The sequence below is a fragment of the Kitasatospora albolonga genome (genome assembly GCF_039535905.1).
GTDB classification, from domain to species: Bacteria; Actinomycetota; Actinomycetes; order Streptomycetales; family Streptomycetaceae; genus Kitasatospora; species Kitasatospora albolonga.
This window is the reverse complement of the sequence record NZ_BAAAYB010000141.1, coordinates 14,691-30,210: the sequence shown is the minus strand read 5'-3', so window position 1 is coordinate 30,210 and position 15,520 is coordinate 14,691. Positions and strand designations below refer to the sequence as shown.

General features: G+C 73.3%; 16 protein-coding genes and 1 pseudogene. 6 read left to right on the top strand and 11 right to left on the bottom strand.

The window, feature by feature from the left end; translation table 11 throughout:
* A partial coding sequence (locus tag ABD946_RS34475; RefSeq protein ID WP_345289602.1) for a hypothetical protein occupies positions 1-238 on the bottom strand: 238 nt, incomplete at its 3' end.
* Here ABD946_RS34475 and ABD946_RS34470 point away from each other — a divergent pair.
* Positions 228-1,967, top strand: coding sequence for a hypothetical protein (locus tag ABD946_RS34470; protein ID WP_345289601.1), 1,740 nt, complete (start codon positions 228-230; stop codon positions 1,965-1,967). The genes ABD946_RS34475 and ABD946_RS34470 overlap by 11 nt on opposite strands.
* An 89-nt stretch (positions 1,968-2,056) precedes the next feature.
* Here the strand turns inward: ABD946_RS34470 and ABD946_RS34465 are convergent, their stop codons facing one another.
* The gene (locus ABD946_RS34465; RefSeq protein ID WP_345289600.1) at positions 2,057-2,914 is read right to left on the bottom strand and encodes a sirohydrochlorin chelatase; all 858 of its coding nucleotides are present in this window, start codon (positions 2,912-2,914) and stop codon (positions 2,057-2,059) included.
* Between the two features lie 340 nt (positions 2,915-3,254).
* On the opposite strand from ABD946_RS34465, the gene ABD946_RS34460 reads away from it, so the two are divergent.
* Entirely contained in the window at positions 3,255-3,494 is a 240-nt protein-coding gene (locus tag ABD946_RS34460) for a DUF397 domain-containing protein (RefSeq protein ID WP_345289599.1), read from the top strand.
* A 125-nt stretch (positions 3,495-3,619) separates the two neighbouring features.
* Here the strand turns inward: ABD946_RS34460 and ABD946_RS34455 are convergent, their stop codons facing one another.
* Positions 3,620-4,162 (bottom strand): ATP-binding protein, encoded by a 543-nt coding sequence (locus ABD946_RS34455; RefSeq protein ID WP_345289597.1) that lies wholly within the window; start codon positions 4,160-4,162, stop codon positions 3,620-3,622.
* Positions 4,163-4,583: 421 nt separating this feature from the next.
* Between ABD946_RS34455 and ABD946_RS34450 the strand changes: the two genes are divergently transcribed.
* Positions 4,584-5,450 carry a helix-turn-helix domain-containing protein gene (locus ABD946_RS34450; RefSeq protein WP_345289596.1) on the top strand — a complete coding sequence of 289 codons (867 nt, stop codon included), beginning with the start codon at positions 4,584-4,586 and terminating at the stop codon, positions 5,448-5,450.
* Between the two features lie 82 nt (positions 5,451-5,532).
* Here the strand turns inward: ABD946_RS34450 and ABD946_RS34445 are convergent, their stop codons facing one another.
* A complete protein-coding gene (locus ABD946_RS34445; RefSeq protein WP_345289595.1) occupies positions 5,533-6,138 on the bottom strand; it encodes a TetR/AcrR family transcriptional regulator in 606 nt (201 codons plus the stop codon).
* 186 nt (positions 6,139-6,324) lie between these two features.
* The gene (locus ABD946_RS34440) at positions 6,325-7,872 is read right to left on the bottom strand and encodes an MFS transporter (protein WP_345289594.1); all 1,548 of its coding nucleotides are present in this window, start codon (positions 7,870-7,872) and stop codon (positions 6,325-6,327) included.
* A gap of 88 nt (positions 7,873-7,960) precedes the next feature.
* Between ABD946_RS34440 and ABD946_RS34435 the strand changes: the two genes are divergently transcribed.
* Positions 7,961-8,404 carry a MarR family winged helix-turn-helix transcriptional regulator gene (locus ABD946_RS34435; RefSeq protein WP_345289592.1) on the top strand — a complete coding sequence of 148 codons (444 nt, stop codon included), beginning with the start codon at positions 7,961-7,963 and terminating at the stop codon, positions 8,402-8,404.
* Between the two features lie 29 nt (positions 8,405-8,433).
* Here ABD946_RS34435 and ABD946_RS34430 read toward each other — a convergent pair whose 3' ends face one another.
* The gene (locus tag ABD946_RS34430; protein ID WP_345289591.1) at positions 8,434-9,444 is read right to left on the bottom strand and encodes a serine hydrolase domain-containing protein; all 1,011 of its coding nucleotides are present in this window, start codon (positions 9,442-9,444) and stop codon (positions 8,434-8,436) included.
* Positions 9,445-9,540: 96 nt separating this feature from the next.
* Between ABD946_RS34430 and ABD946_RS34425 the strand changes: the two genes are divergently transcribed.
* Both ABD946_RS34425 and ABD946_RS34420 read left to right on the top strand, forming a co-directional pair.
* Positions 9,541-10,182: a GNAT family N-acetyltransferase gene (locus tag ABD946_RS34425; protein WP_345289590.1), complete on the top strand. Its 642-nt coding sequence runs from the start codon at positions 9,541-9,543 to the stop codon at positions 10,180-10,182.
* A gap of 31 nt (positions 10,183-10,213) precedes the next feature.
* Positions 10,214-10,972, top strand: a complete 759-nt coding sequence (locus tag ABD946_RS34420) for a hypothetical protein (RefSeq protein ID WP_345289589.1) — start codon at positions 10,214-10,216, stop codon at positions 10,970-10,972.
* Positions 10,973-10,979: 7 nt separating this feature from the next.
* Here ABD946_RS34420 and ABD946_RS34415 read toward each other — a convergent pair whose 3' ends face one another.
* The 5 genes and pseudogenes from ABD946_RS34415 to ABD946_RS34395 form a co-directional block, all read right to left on the bottom strand.
* On the bottom strand, positions 10,980-11,936 hold the full coding sequence (locus tag ABD946_RS34415; protein WP_345289587.1) for a M56 family metallopeptidase: 957 nt from the start codon (positions 11,934-11,936) through the stop codon (positions 10,980-10,982).
* A 226-nt stretch (positions 11,937-12,162) separates the two neighbouring features.
* Positions 12,163-12,636, bottom strand: coding sequence for a DUF5134 domain-containing protein (locus tag ABD946_RS34410; protein ID WP_345289586.1), 474 nt, complete (start codon positions 12,634-12,636; stop codon positions 12,163-12,165).
* Between the two features lie 125 nt (positions 12,637-12,761).
* The gene (locus tag ABD946_RS34405) at positions 12,762-13,526 is read right to left on the bottom strand and encodes an amino acid ABC transporter ATP-binding protein (protein WP_345289585.1); all 765 of its coding nucleotides are present in this window, start codon (positions 13,524-13,526) and stop codon (positions 12,762-12,764) included.
* Positions 13,523-14,404 carry an amino acid ABC transporter permease gene (locus tag ABD946_RS34400; protein WP_345289584.1) on the bottom strand — a complete coding sequence of 294 codons (882 nt, stop codon included), beginning with the start codon at positions 14,402-14,404 and terminating at the stop codon, positions 13,523-13,525. The genes ABD946_RS34405 and ABD946_RS34400 overlap by 4 nt, the downstream gene beginning before the upstream one ends.
* A pseudogene (locus ABD946_RS34395) lies at positions 14,401-15,277 on the bottom strand (ABC transporter substrate-binding protein). The gene ABD946_RS34400 and the pseudogene ABD946_RS34395 overlap by 4 nt, the downstream one beginning before the upstream one ends.
* Positions 15,278-15,520: the final 243 nt, after the last annotated feature.

Here is a 15,520-nt window from a genome sequence, read left to right as displayed (position 1 = left end):
GCAGCGGCAGCGTCCTGACGCCCCCTCGGCGGCCGAAGCCACCGCCGCCGACGGAAGCTTCGCATTCGCACGGTGCTTCGCCCGGTGCCTCTGACAGCCCGTCCGCCTCGGCCTCGCCCACCGAATCGGCCGCCGCCTCCGCCTCGCCCGCCGAGACGGTGCGGCCGCGGAGCTGGTCCGACCCGGCCGGCTGGAGCGGCGGCGCCGCGCCCCGCCCCGGCGCGGCGGTGCGGATCACCGACCACGTGCTGCTGGACGGCGACGTGACGGTGGGTTCGCTCCTGGTCGAACCGTCAGGTTCGCTCACCTTTGCCCCGGATCGTCCGGTTTCGCTCACCTCGCACGGCAACGTCGAGGTCCGCGGCGCGCTCACCCTCGCCCCGTCGAACGCCGCCACCGTCCACGCCGTCCGCTTCCCCGCGGTCGACGAGGGACGCTTCCAGGGCGGCGGGATGGCCCTGGTGGAGAGCGACACCGGCCTCTGGGTCACCGGCTCCGGCCGGCTCCGCCTGGCGGGCGCCCAGCGCACCGCCTGGGTCCGCGCGGCCGGCCCGCTGAAGGCCGGCGACACCAGCATCCGGCTGGCCGCCGCCCCGGCCGGCTGGCAGGTCGGCGACGAGCTCGCCGTCACCCCGACCGGGACGCCCGACGCCGAGGGCTTCTCCGAGCGCTACGACCACCGCACCGTCACCGCCGTCAACGGATCCACCGTCAGCCTGGACGGCCCGCTCAAGTACGCCCACCCCAAGGTCACCACCGGCGGCGGGGTGAGCGTCGGCGCCGAGGTGCTCAACCTGACCCGCAACGTCCGGGTCGAGGGCACCGAGAAGGGCCGGGCCCACGTCCACATCACCAGCAACCAGCGGGCCGACGTCCGCTACGCCGCGCTGCGCTGGATGGGCCCGAGGTCGGCCGGCAAGGAGAAGTGGGCCGGCAAGCCCGTCACCGAGCCGGTGCTCGGCCGGTACGGGTTGCACTTCCACATGCTCGGCGACACCACCCGGGGCACCGTGGTGGAGGGCGTGGTGGTCCGCGACACCGGCAGCCACGCCTTCGTGCCGCACAACTGCCACGGCATCACCTTCCGCTCCTGCATCGCCCACCAGACCTGGGAGGACGCCTACTGGTGGGACGGTCCGCTGGACACCCGCACCCCCCAGGGGCCCTCCAACGACATCACCTACGACGCCTGCGTGGCCTCCCGCACCCAGTTCGACCCCAACCCGCGCGGCTACCGGCTGACCGGCTTCAGCCTCGGCGCGGGCAAGGGCGGGGTGGCCCGGGACTGCGTGGCGGTCGGCGTCCAGGGCGCCAACGGCGCCTCCGGCTACGAGTGGCCGGAGACCAGCGAAGGGGTGTGGACCTTCGAGCGCTGTCTGGCCCACAACAACCTGGAGAACGGCATCTTCGTCTGGCTGAACGCCGAATTCCACCACACCGTGGGCCAGTTCGTGGCCTACCACAACGGCGGCTGGGGCATCGAGCACGGCGCCTACCTGAACGACTTCGACTACAGCGGAACCGTCCTGTACGGCAACGCGGCCGGCGGAGTGGCGATCCACGCGCTCGGCCGGGACAAGGGCACCGTCTTCGACGGCCTGCTGATCGACGCGGCCGGGCAGTCGGACTACGCCGTCTCCACCGCGCTGCACCAACTCCCGGGCGAGACCGTCCAGGTGACGCGCAGCAAGTTCACGGGATACCGGAAGGCCGGGGTCGCGCTGCGCGCGGTGGACGGCGGGGCACCGGAGGACATCGCCATCCTGGACTGCGAGTTCAGCGGCACCGAGCTCTGGATCGACCCGAAGCTGCCGACCCCGAAGCGGGTGGTGCTGCGCAGGGCCGGGGCGGACCAGGCCCAGGAGATCCACCTCTCGGGCGCGCCGACCCCGACCACCAGCGCCGTTCCACCGCGCGCCGTGGTCACCCCGAGGATCGCGCTGCGGGACGCGGCGCCGCTCTCCTGAGTCCTGGGTCGCGGAGTCCACACGGGGACGGACGCGAGGGGGCCCCGTACGGTTGCACACCGTACGGGGCCCCTCGTGCTGTCGGGGTGTCAGGCCTCCGGCTGCTCCTCGAAGGCGGGCTGCGGGAGCGCTGCCAGGTACGCCGAGGCGATCAGCTGGCCGACGGCCGGGTAGGCGCCGAGCGGGGCGGCGCTGGGGCAGTCCGCCTCCTCGGCGGCGGTGGCCAGCAGCTCCGGGTCGGCCTCGGGGCCGATCACCAGCGGGGCCAGCGCGGGGCGCTGGGAGCCGGTCGCCTTCAGGTGGTTGACGGCCGCCAGCACCGAGCCGGGCACGTCGAGCGCGGCGCCGACCACCGGGACGGCCAGGCGGGCGGCCAGCAGCACGCCGGTGATCTCGGCGGCCTGGGCGGCGTCCTCACCGCCGGCGGTGGTGAGCACGATGCCGTCCGCGGCGGTCGCGATGGCGAACAGCCGGGCCCGGTCGGCCCGGGCCAGCCCGGCCTCGGAGAGGCGGACGTGGACGGCCTCGGCCAGCAGCGGGTGCGGGCCGAGCACGTCCGTCACGACGGCGCCGTGCGCGGCGGCCAGCTCGTGAAGGCCGGTCAGGAAGCCGTGCGGGCCCGGGAGGAGGGGCACCAGCACCGGGGCGGGCAGCCCGGCCTCGGCGGCCCGGGCGAGCAGCTCGGCCACGGTGGGGGAGGAGTCGTCCTGGGAGCCGTCCAGGTAGGCGGCGGCGGTCTCGATGCCGGGCTGCTCGCCGCGCACGATCGAGAGCAGTTCCTCGACCACGGGGCGGACCTCCGGCCCGGCGGTGGCCGGAACGGCCAGCACCAGCGTCGGCGAACCCGCCGGGATCTCCGGCCGCTCGGGACGGCGGTGGCGCCCCCGCGCACGGGAGCCTGGAGTACGTACGGGCAGTGCCGGGCCCGGGATGGCTGCTGTGCTCATGGCGGAGATCGTAGGACATCTCGCCCTACCTCCCACAGCCGGGCCGGAGTCCGGACGGTGATCGGCGTCACAATCCGACAGAGGTGACGGACCGTGAGCCATCTCGACAGACCCCCGAAGATCGACAACCCGCTGGAGTTCGAGTACGCGCAGTCATCGGTATGTCCACGATTGGCCCGCGTTTGTCCTGATACGGGGCCTCAACTCGCTTGTCGGACACCCGTGCTGACTGATTGATGCCCCACATCGTGCACGCGCAAACACCCGTGCTGATGCACGTGCACTGGAGCTATCATCACGTCAAGTGAGGCGAACGCCTGTCACGTCGGGGAGAATCCACATGCAGAACACCACGTACAACGGCATGCCTTCCGCGGACCTCGAGGGTGTGGTCTGGCAGAAGAGCCGCCACAGCAACTCGCAGGGGAACTGCGTGGAGTTCGCGGCGCTGCCGGGTGGTGACGTCGCGATGCGCAACTCCCGCTTCCCGGACGGGCCGGCCCTCGTCTACACCCGCGCGGAGATAGCGGCGCTGCTGCTCGGCGCGAAGGACGGGGAGTTCGACCACCTGGCGGGCTGACAGTCCGTCGGACCGGGGGCACCGGGGCCGTCGCGAGGGGATCGCGGCGGCCTTTCGTCGTGTCCGGGCCCGACGGGGCGTCAGGCGGACGGGTGCCCCGTCGGCGGGCGCCGGATGACGGCGGGTCAGGCGGAGCGCCGGTGGCGGCCGGGGGTGGCCGTGGGGGCGGGGACGGTGTCGGCCTCGAACACGGCCCAGACCACCTTGCCCGCGCCGGCCAGCGGGTGCCAGCCCCAGGAGCGGCTGAAGGAGTCCACCAGGTGCAGGCCGCGGCCGGACTCGGCGACGAAATCGGGCTCGCGGGCCACCGGACCCTGGCTGCTCGGGTCACTGACGGCACAGACCACCTGGGGTGCGCGGTGCACCAGGCTTATTCGGATCGGCAGAAGGCGCGCATCGGCCCGCGGCTCCACGGTACGGTCGGGACCGGGCTGCACCGGCAGCCGGACCGCCGACGCGGCGTCGGGCCGCTGCAGCAGGGCGTGCCGCAGCGCGTTGGTGACCAACTCCGAGGCCACCAGGGCGATGTCGTCGAAGAGGGGAGCCAGGCCCCAGCCGTGCAAGGTCTCCCTGGCGAACTCCCGGGCCGTCTTCACGGCCTCGAAGCGGGGAGCGAGGGTGCAGCTGACCACGTACGGGTCGGCCGCGATGGCCGTACCGGTGCTCATGAAGAGCTCCTCCCATAAGGGGGCGGACACGGCGGGACCCACCGGGGTCATGCCGGTCACCTCCGACTCGCTCGGCCGCGCGGCCACCGGGCCGACGAACCACGTCCGCACACGGCTATCCGGCCGCGCGGGGGCGCGGCCGGAGGCGTGTGCGGAATCGCGCGTGGGGACGTCGACACGGTGCCCGCGGGGGTGCCAGGGGTGTGCAGGTGCACGTGCACCATGGTCCCGTGCGCACACTGCGGATGCAAGAGTCGATTCACGTGCAGTCGCACCTTTGGCATATGCAAGCGCCGGATGCACGTGCATCCTGGGAGGGCCGGAGCAGAACTGGCAGATTGATCAGTCAGTACCGGCACCCAGAGCGCTCAACTGATGGCAGACTGTGCGCTGTTTGCTCACGGCGGAGGTTTTGACGGCAATGACCACAGTCCAGCCCGGTGGCGGTTCGATGGTGCGCCGGATCCTGCTCGGCTCGCAGCTCCGCCGGCTCCGGGAGTCCCGGGGCATCACGCGGGAGGACGCCGGCTACCAGATCCGCGCCTCCGAGTCGAAGATCAGCCGCATGGAGCTCGGTCGCGTCTCCTTCAAGGAGCGCGACGTCGCCGACCTGCTCAGCCTCTACGGGGTGGACGACGGCGCCGAGCGCGAGGCGCTGCTGGGCCTGGTCCGCGAGGCCAACAAGTCCGGCTGGTGGCACAGCTTCAACGACGTGCTGCCGGGCTGGTTCCAGACCTACGTCGGTCTGGAGGAGGCGGCCGCCCAGATCCGCACCTACGAGGTGCAGTTCATCCCCGGTCTGCTGCAGTGCGAGGAGTACGCCCGCGCGGTCTTCTCGCAGACCCGCCCGGTGATCACCGAGGAGGAGCTGGAGCGCCGCCTGAGCCTGCGGATGCGCCGTCAGAAGCTGCTCAGCGACGGGCCGGGCCCGCGCCTGTGGGCCGTGATCGACGAGGCCGCGCTGCGCCGCCCGGTCGGCGGCCCCAAGGTGATGCGCGCTCAGGTCCAGTACCTGCTCGACGTGTCGGAGCAGGCCAACGTGGTGATCCAGGTGATGCCGTTCCGCTTCGGCGCGCACGCGGGGGAGAGCGGCGCGTTCTCCATCCTGCGCTTCCCCGAGCAGGACCTCGCCGACGTGGTCTACCTGGAGCAGCTCACCAGCGCCCTCTACCTCGACAAGCGCGACGACGTCGACGCCTACGTCCAGGTCATGGAGCGCCTGTGCGTGGACAGCCTGACGCCGGAGCAGACCAAGGACCTGCTCACCCGGATACTGTCCGGCAACTGATCTTCTCTCCGTCAGGGGCTCGGGCAGACTCATGTCCGGGTCCCTGACGCATTCCTGACAGGTCGTCAGGCTGCGGCCCGGCTCAGACCCGGGTCGGCGGCTGTGCGCGCGGCGGCGCCTCGGGCAGCGGCGGCCGGCCCAACTCCCAGGCCAGGCCGTAGCGGTAGAACAGGTCGGCCCGGATCGGCGGCAGCGAGACCGCCGCGCCCGGCAGCAGCAGCCCGATCACCCCGCCCATCAACGCGCTGCGCAGCACCGCGTGTTCGGCCACCGGGTCGGCCGCGCCCCAGTCGCCCAGCAGCCCCTGGAGGATGCCGCCCAGGGTGCGCTGCTCGGGGTCCTTCACGAACGCGCCCACGTCCGGGTCGAGGATCAGCGCCAGGTGCGAGCGCATCACCCGGGGGTGGTCCAGCGCCAGCCCGAGCACCGCGTCGATCGCCCGGGCCAGCCGGGCCTCCGGGTCGCTGTCCCCGGGCAGCTCCGCCAGGGCGGCGGAGAGCGTCAGGTGCATCATCCGGTGGGTGGCCGCCTGCATCAGCAGCCGCTTGCTGTCGAAGTAGTACGTCAGCAGCCCCCGCGCCAGCCCCGCCCGCTCGGCGATGTCGCCCAGCGTGGTCTTGGCGTACCCGTTCAGGTCCACCAGCTCGACCGTCGCCTGCATGATGCGGAGCCGGGAACGTTGGCGCATTTCCTCATTGACCGATTCCCCGCGAGGTGCCATCGTGTCTGCTCCGTACGTTGATTGGCTCCCAGCCAATATACTGTGCGGGAGCCGCTCGCCCGGTCCTTCGGGCCACGCGTACGGCGACGGGGCCGGGTCCACCAACACGGGGGTTTGGTGGACCCGGCCTCCGTCATGAACGGACCCGGTGGGTCAGCCCTTGGTGAGCACCTCTGCCGTCGCGGGGGTCTCGGCGGCGTTGCGGGTGTAGTCGTAGTCCGGCACCGCCGCCGGGGCCGGCGCCTTGCGCCGCTCCAGCGCCACGCCCACGGCGGCCACCACGAAGCCGACCAGCGAGATCCCGGTGACCAGCAGCAGGGCCGGGCGGTAGCCGTCCAGCTGGGCCGCGGCGCTCTCCCCGCCGCCGCTGCCCGAGGTGATCACGGCGGTGACGGCGGCCATCACCAGGGCGCTGCCGACCTGGAAGGCCGTGTTCACCAGGCCCGAGGCCAGACCCTGCTCCTCGTCGTCGACGCCGTTGGTGGCCGCGATGTTGACCGAGGGGAAGCCGAGCGCGAAGCCGATGCCGAGCAGCACCATGCTGGGCAGCACCAGCGTGGCGAAGCCGCTGTGCTCGTCGAGCCGCAGGAAGAGCGCGTAGCCGAGGGTCAGCGAGAGCACCCCGAGCACCATCAGGCGTCCGGTGCCGAAGCGGTCCACGATCGAACCCATCTTGGTCGCCGAGAGGGCGACCAGTGCGCCGGCCGGGAGGAAGGCCAGCGCCATCTCCAGGGCCGACCAGCCGAGCAGCCGCTGGAGGTAGAGCGTGGCGATGAACTGGAAGCCCGCGTAGGAGCCGAAGAGCGCCAGCGCGGTCAGGTTGGCCCGGGCCACGCCGCCGTTGCGGAAGATGCCGAGCCGCACCAGCGGGTGCGCGGTGCGCTGCTCGATCACCAGGAAGGCCGCCGCGAGGGCGAGCACCAGGACCAGGGAGCCGATGGTGCGCAGGCTGGCCCAGCCGGCGCTCTGGGCCTCCGTCACGGTGAACACCAGCAGGAGCAGCGAGCCGGTGCCGGTGACCGCGCCGGCGATGTCGTACCCGGCGGAGCCACGCGGCGGCCGGGGCTGACGGGGCAGCAGGCGGAACGCGAAGACCAGGGCGATCAGCGCGACGGGCACCGGCATCAGGAAGGTCCAGCGCCAGCCCGCCGAGGTGAGCAGGCCGCTGAGCACCAGGCCAAGCGAGAAGCCGCTGGCGCCGGTCACGGTGTAGATGCTGAGCGCGCGGTTGCGGGCCGGGCCCTCGGCGAAGGTGGTGGTGATGATCGACAGTCCGGCCGGGGCGGTGAAGGCCGCCGCCACGCCCTTGACGAAGCGCGCCGCGATCAGCAGCCCGCCGTCGTCGACCACGCCGCCGAGCAGGGAGGCGGCGGCGAAGACGGCGAGGGCGACCAGGAAGACCTGACGGCGACCCAGCAGGTCGGCCGCCCGGCCGCCGAGCAGCAGCAGGCCGCCGTAGCCGAGCACGTAACCGCTGACCACCCACTGGAGGGTGGAGGTGGAGAGCTGGAGGTCGGTGCCGATCGAGGGCAGTGCCACGCCGACCATCGACACGTCGAGGGCGTCGAGGAAGAGCGCGGCGCAGAGCACGATCAGGGTGCCCCAGAGCCGGGGGCTCCAGGCTTCGTCGCCGTGGACGGACGGGGCGTCAGAGGGGGTGGCGGGAGCGGCGGATGCCGATGGCTCTCGTGCTGTGGTCATGGGGAGGACACTTCCATGCACGTGCATTCAATGCAAGTCGATTTAATGTGTGCGCAATAAGTTCATGCGCATGTGGTAGGGTGGCCGCGTGTCCGAACCCGATGTCCCCGCCGACGGGGCGAACCTGGTCTCCGACTGGCGCGATCTGCTGGCCCGTCAGGCGGCCACCGCCTGTGCGCTCGACCGCGAGCTGGGCGAGCTGCACGGGCTGGGGATGAGCGAGTTCGAGGTGCTGGAGCGCCTCTACGAGGACGAGCGGAAGCCCCTGCACGAGACGCGGCTGCGGGTGCAGGACCTCTCCGCCCAGGTCCACCTGAGCCAGAGCGCCCTCTCCCGCCTGATCGGCCGCCTGGAGAAGGCGGAGCTGGTCGAGCGGGCCATGTGCTCCTCGGACCGGCGCGGCATCTACGTCACCCTCACCGAGGCCGGCCGGCAGCGCTACGAGGACGCCCGGCCGGTCCACCGCGAGGTGCTCGCCCGCACCCTGGGCGGTGGCCCCGGCGCGCCCGGAGGCAAGCGGCAGGACGGCTGAGGCTCCGTCAGGTCCGGGCCGGTTCACCGTCAGGCGGCCGTGCCCAGCCGGATCAGGTCCCGGACCAGGGCGGCCGTCCCCTCCGGGAGGGCGGTCGAACCGTTCGCCAGCAGGATTCCGGCCAGGCCCTCCGCCGGCGCGACGAGCAGGGCGGAGCGGAAGCCCGGGACCGAACCGGTGTGCCCGGCGAAGCCCGGCCCACCACGGCGCGCCGGGTCGTCCGGCCAGAGCTCCAGGCCCAGGCCGTAGCACCCGTCCGGCACTGCCGGGCGGCGCATCTCGGCCAGGGTCGCCGCGCTCAGCACCCCGTCCTGACCCCCGGTCAGGAACGCCGCCCAGCGCACCAGGTCGTCGAGGGTGGACCAGTGCTGCCCGGACGGTGACATCACACCGAAGTCGTACGACGGGACGGCCGTCGGTCCGCCGGTCTCCGGGTCGGCCGCCCAGCCGGTGGCGGCCGGTGCCGCCGGCAGGCGGGTGGTGCGGCGCATTCCCAGCGGACGGAGCAGCTCGGTCCGCACGCACTCGGCCCACGGGGCCCCGCGGTGCCGCTCCACCAGTGCTCCGAGCAGGGTGAAGCCGACGTCGGAGTAGTGGTGCACCGCACCGGCCGGGTACAGCGTGGGCGGCTGCCCGAACAGCCCGGCGGGGAAGTCGTCGGTGCCGTCCCGTCGCCAGGTGGCGGGCGGGCCGCCGGGCACGCCGGAGGTGTGGGCGAGGAACTGGCCCACGGTGGCGGCACCGACCGGCTCCGGCAGGCCGGGCAGGTGGCGCCCCAGCGGGTCGTCGAGGCCGAGCCGCCCCTCGTCGCGGAGCCGGAGCACCAGGGCGGCGGTGAGGGTCTTGGTGATCGAGCCGATCCGGAACTGGGTGTCGGCATCGAGCGGGTGGCCGTCCACGGCGCCCGTGGCGCCCCGCCAGAGGGGCCGGCCGCCCCGGAGCACCACGGCGGTCGCCGCCGTCGCGCCGAGGGCGGTACGGGCCGCCTCCAGGCGGTGGTCGAGCAAGAGGCGGGTGGCGGTGCGGAGTTCGTCGTTCACCAGGGGACGGTAGCCCGGCGGGGAGGGTGCGGGGCCACCGAATTCGGCCCCGTACAGTTCGGGTCGGACCGGTGTCGGCGCAACGAGGGGGACTTGGTGGTGGAGCTCGCGCGGTCGTGGGTCGAGGGGTGGGCGGTGTCCCGGGGGCTGGCCGGGCCGGCGACGGTGCCCTGGGGGCTGCGGATCGAGGTCGGGAAGCCGCAGGAGACGGTCCGTCACGTCCTGCTCGACGCGGAGGCCCGCACCACCCGTGCCCTGACCGCCTCGGTCACCGAACCCGCCGTCTGCGTCAAGGGCTTCCTCCCCGCCACCGAGCTGGACCCGTACTTCCCGGCCGCCGGCTGGCTGCCGCTCGACCCCTGCTTCCTGATGGCCACCGAGCTGCGCCCGTCCCGGGTGCCGGCACCGGACGGCTACACCGTCACCACCTCGACCGCCGACGGCGTCGCCACCGTCCGCGTCCTCGGCGCCGACGGTGGCCCCGCCGCCTCCGGGCAGGCGGGCCTGACCGGCACCGTCTGCGTCCCGGATCAGATCTCCACCGAACCGGCCCACCGGCGAAGGGGGTTGGGCACGATGGTGATCGCGGCCCTCACCGACGCGGCGCTCGCCCACGGGGTCTCGACGGGTGTCCTCGGGGCGACCGTCGAGGGCCGCGCGCTCTACGAGGCCCTCGGCTGGCGGACCCTCGCCCCGCTGACCGGCTACGTCTCCCGGGCCCGGCGAGAAACCAGGTGACACGTGCCGTCGGCCGCGTGATCCTTGGCCGATGATCCCGGCACCGGACAGCCTTGAGCTGCGACTGCACTACCCGCCGTACGGAGAGGGGCACTTGGACGTCCGGCCGGTCGTCAACGGTCGCGACCTGCTGGCCGAGTTCCCCACCCTCGACGGGGCGTCCGCCCCGAACTACGTGACGACGGGGCCCCGGTACCTGCTGGGTCGGTCCGGGGCGCTGCTCGGCGCCGCGGCACCCCGCGAGGTCCGGCTCGCGATCAGCGGATGCGGGTACGAGGGCTGCTGCGGTGCCCTGTACGTGACCGTCGGCAGGGAGGACGGGCAGATCGTCTGGTCCGGCTGGCGCGACCCGGGCAACCGGCTGCCCGCCCTGCCGGAGTTCCGGTTCGACGCCGTCGCGTACGAGGCCGAGGTGCGGCGGGCAGCGGCGGACCGCAGCTGGGAGTGGCCGGGGGTGGTGGTCGCGCAACTGCTGGAGGCGGACCTGCGGGGCGCCTCCGAGTGGCTGGAACGCTGGGACTGCGAGGTGGAGGCGGTCTGCGCGTCCCGTGCCGAACCGGACGGGATCGAGGTGATGCTGAGGCACCCGGCCGGTCTGGGGGAGGAGTCGTTCCAGCTGCAGATCGAGCTCCCGGTCGGTGACCGGGACCCGGGCGAGCGGGCCGCGCAGCTTGCGGCGGAGCTGACCGCCGGTGATCCCCGGACCGACGCGAAGTTCTGGGCGGGCTCGACCGAGCTGGCCGAACGGATGGGCTACCCCTGGCCGCCGGACCACGACGGGTACCGCTGAGCCCTCGTCACAACAGGCTGACCAGGCCGGGGCCGGCGGCCAGCAGGATCGCGGCGGCGGGGGCGGCCAGGGCGGCCACCGTGAGGCGCAGGCGGTGGTGGACCGGGAGGCGGGGCTCGCCGGCGAGCAGGCGGTCGACGCGGCGCGGGGTCTCGGCGAGCTGCTGCGGGGGGCAGGAGGCGCCGAAGACGCCCCGGCCGCTGTTGATCTCCACCAGGGCCAGCGCCGTGGTCACCCGGCCGTGCCGGCGGGCCGCCCGGTCATCGGCTGCCAGCTCCACCAACTCGCCCACCTGGTCCCGGAAGGCGGAGAACACCCCGACCCCGGGGAAGCCGCTCGCCAGCGCCTCGGCGGACTGCGCCAGCCAGTGGTGCCGGTGCCGGACGTGCCCGCGCTCGTGGCTGAGCACCGCCGCCAGCTCACGGTCCGTCAGCTGCTGCAGAGCCCCCGTGGTCACCACCAGCCGGGAGGACGGACCCGGCAGCGACCAGGCCTCCGGGCGGACGTTCTCCAGCACCACCAGCCGCTCCCGCCCGGCGCCCTTGCGGGCACCCAGCCCTTCGGGCAACTCCGGCGCACGGTGGGCCAGTTCGGCGGAGCGACGGTCGCGCAGCGCCCGGGCGGCCCGGACCTCCCGGGAGAGCGAGTACGCCGTCCACAGCCCGCCGGCCGCCAGCAGCGCGGCCGTCAGCCGCCCCCACCCCTCCGCGTCGGCCAGGCCGTAGGCGGCCTCCACCCCGTGCGGGGCGGTCGAGAACAGCAGGCTCCGTACGGGCGGCAGCGCGGCGGAGGCGGCCAGCAGCAGCGCCAGCACGCAGCACAGCAGCACCGCGACGACCAGGCACTGCCACACCAGCAACGCCAACACCGGCTCCCGGTCCGCCCACCGCACCCGCGCCAACAGCCGCGGCGCCACGGTGGCCAGCACCGCCCCGAGCACCAGCAGACCGAACAGAGCCGTCATGGCAGCAACCTACGCGCTCCACCGCCCCGCGAGAACCCGCTACGGCCCAACATGACCCACGGCACACTTGTTGTACGTGGCTAGGCCTCCGGGGGCGCGGGGAACTGCGCGAGTTCGGAAGGCGGACCAGCGTGGGATCGGGGCAGGCGAGCCAGTTGCAGCACGTGCCGTTCCCCCGCGCGCAGTTCCCCGCGCCCCTGGAGCGCTGCCCTACCGGGCCCGTGCGCTACATGGTGAGCAGCATCGCGAACATGCCGACCCCCATGGCCGAGCGGCAGGCGCGCGACACGTGGGCCGAGACCGCGACGGTGTGGCCGGTCGGGGTGACGAGGAGGCGGGTGCCGCTCCAGACGGTGTAGCCGCCGAAGTACAGCAGGAGCAGACCCGTCAGCAACGGCAGCCCCGCCGCGCCGTGGTGGGCGGCCGGGCTGAGCGCCATGTACGCCATCGCCGCCGAGCCGACGGCGTGGTGGAGGCGGTGGCCGGGGTGGTGGCCGCCGAGTGCGGCGGCGGCCAGCATGTAGACGGTGAGGCCGGCGAAGAGCCAGCCCCAGAGGGGGAGGGGCCACAGGGCCATGCCGGCCATGCCGAGGCCCATCGCGGCCTCGGTGGCGTCGGACTCCCGCTGCCCGCCCCGCCGCAGGCGGTACAGGCAGTAGCCGGCCGTGCCGCCCGCGACGGCCGCGAGCAGCGTGCTCACCAGCACCGGTCCGTGCACCGCAGCGCCCCCTCCGCAGCCGATCCCGCCCCGTCCGCTCCACGATCACCGATCGGGAACGGGCGGAGCAGGGCGCGAAAGGGGGCGCACTGGGGTGTGACAGGTGGTCAACTGCCGGGCGTGAGCCGTCCGGAGGCGACGATCCGCCGGAGGAACCGGCGGGTCCGCTCGTGCTGCGGGTCGCCGAAGACCTGCTCCGGCGGGCCCTGCTCCAGCACCACGCCGGAGTCCAGGAAGCAGACCTGGTCGGCCACCTCGCGGGCGAAGCCCATCTCGTGGGTGGAGAGCACCATGGTCATCCCCTGCTCCTTCAAGTCCCGTACCACACCCAGGACTTCGCCCACCAGCTCGGGGTCGAGCGCGGCGGTGACCTCGTCCAGCAGGAGCAGCCGGGGCCCGGTGGCCAGGGCCCGGACGATGGCCGCCCGCTGCTGCTGGCCGCCGGAGAGGCGGTCGGGGTACTCGCGGGCCTTGTCGGCCAGGCCGAGCCGGGCGAGGAGTTCGAGGGCGTGCGCCTCGGCCTCCGCGCGCTCCCGACGGTGGACCCGGCGCGGGGCGAGGGTGACGTTCTGCAGGACGGTCAGGTGCGGGAAGAGGTTGTAGGACTGGAAGACCACGCCGATCCGGCGCCGGACGGCGTCCTGGTCCACCGCCGGGTCGGTGATCTCCTCGCCGTCCAGGAAGACCGCGCCGTCGTCCACCTCCTCCAGCAGGTTGGCGCAGCGCAGCAGGGTCGACTTGCCGGAGCCGGAGGCCCCGATCAGCGCGGTGACGGAGTGCGCGGGCACGGAGAGCGAGACGTCGCGCAGCACCAGCTGGCCGCCGTACGACTTCCGGACCGATTCGAAGCGGAGCACCGGGTCCTGGCTCACACCGCACCCCCTTGCAGCTGACGGCGGTTCATCCGCTGGCTGACCCAGTCGGTGAACCGGGTCATCGGGATGGTGAGCAGGATGAAGACCAGCGCCGAGACCAGGTACGGCGTGTAGTTGAAGGTCCGGGAGGTGATGATCTTCGCGGCGAAGACCGCGTCGATCACGCCGCCGATGGAGACCAGGCCGGTGTCCTTCTGGAGCGAGACCAGGTTGTTCAGCAGCGGCGGCACCACCCGCCGCACCGCCTGCGGCAGGATCACGAACCGCATCGCCTGCGCGTTGGTCAGGCCCAGCGAGCGGGCCGCCGCGCGCTGGCTCGGGTGGACGGACTGGATGCCGGCCCGGAACACCTCGGAGACGTACGCCGAGTAGGTCAGCACCAGGGCGGCGCCGCCCAGCACCAGCGGGTCGGTGGTGACGCCGGTGAGCCGGAGCGCGGGCACGCCGGTGATCATGACGAGCAGGCAGATGATCATCGGCAGGCCGAGGAAGAAGTCCACGTACGCGGTGGCCAGCAGGCGCACCGGCAGGAAGACCGGGCCGCGCAGGGTGCGCAGCACCGCCAGCAGCAGGCCGAACACCAGGATCAGCGCGCCGCAGACCAGCATCAGGACGAGGTTGACCTTGAGGCCGGCGAGCACCTCGGGCAGCGCCTGGCGGGCGTAGTGGGCGTTGAAGAAGGTCTGCCGGGTGCGCTCCCAGCCGGGGGAGCTGACCACCACGACCGCCAGCACCAGCGCGGTGAGCGCGGTGCTGGCGGTGGCGATCAGGGCGGAGCGGCGGGCCCGGCGGCGCCGGTGCGCCTCCCGGGCCAGCCGCCGCTCCGACGGCCGGTACTCCTCCTCCGGCTTCGTCAGGTCGGTGGTCGCGGTCACTTGAGCACCGGGGCGGAGACGGCGTCGGAGAGCCACTGCTTCTCCAGCCTGGCCAGCGTGCCGTCGGCCCGCAGCGCGTCCACGGCCTGGCTGACGCAGCCGGTCAGCGCGCTGCCCTTGTCCAGCACCAGCCCGAACTGCTCGCCGCCCGAACCGCCCGCCACGGTCTCCAGCTGGCCGATCACCTTGGCGTCCGTCACCTCGGCGCCGGTGATGTAGAAGGCGGTGGGGAGGTCGACCACCAGGGCGTCGATCTGACCGTTCTTCAGGGCGGTCTTCGCCAGGTCGTTGTCGTCGAAGACGGCGGGCTGGGCGGCCGGCTTGATCTGCCCGGTGATGGCGGACAGGCTGGTGGTGCCGACCTGGGCGCCGAGCTTGACGTTCTTGAGGTCGGCCAGCGAGGCGGCGCCGGCCGCCTTGGAGCCCTTGAGCGCGATCACGGCCTGCCGGACGTCGTAGTAGCCGGAGGAGAAGTCCACCGACTGCTTGCGCTCGGCGCTCACCGAGATCTGGTTGACGTCGAAGTCGAAGTCCTTGACGCCGGGGGCGAAGGCCTTGTTGAACGGGCTGACCACCCAGCTGACCTTGTCCTTGGGGTAGCCCAGCTTCTCCCGCCACCGCGTAGGCCACCGCCGACTCGAAGCCCTTGCCGTTCGACGGGGTGTCCTCGGAGAACCACGGGTCGTACGCGGGCTTGTCGGTGCCCACCGTCAGGGTGCCGGACTTCTTGGTGGCCAGCTTGCCCGCCTCGCAACTCCCGGCGGCGGAGGGCGACTTGGCCTCCTCCTGAGGGGCGCAGGCGGTGAGCAGCGCGGCGGCCGCGAGCAGGGCGGCGGCGGGGGCGAGGCGGTGCGGGCGGACGGCCGGGGTCATGGCGGGCTCCAGGGGCAGGGGGTGAGGACTTGCCAGAAGAGGACTGCCCGTCGGGCGGGCGCGGCCAACCGGGTCAGCAGCGGTGGCGGAGCGCGGGGGCGGCGGGCATGGTCGGCGTACGGCACGGCCGCCGCGGTGCCTCCCGACGGGGTGTCAGCGGCGGGGCGTCAGCAGGTGCCGCGACAACAGGAAGGCACCCGGGTCAGGTAGGGGTGGCAGCAGGCCACGTGGATCACCGCCGGG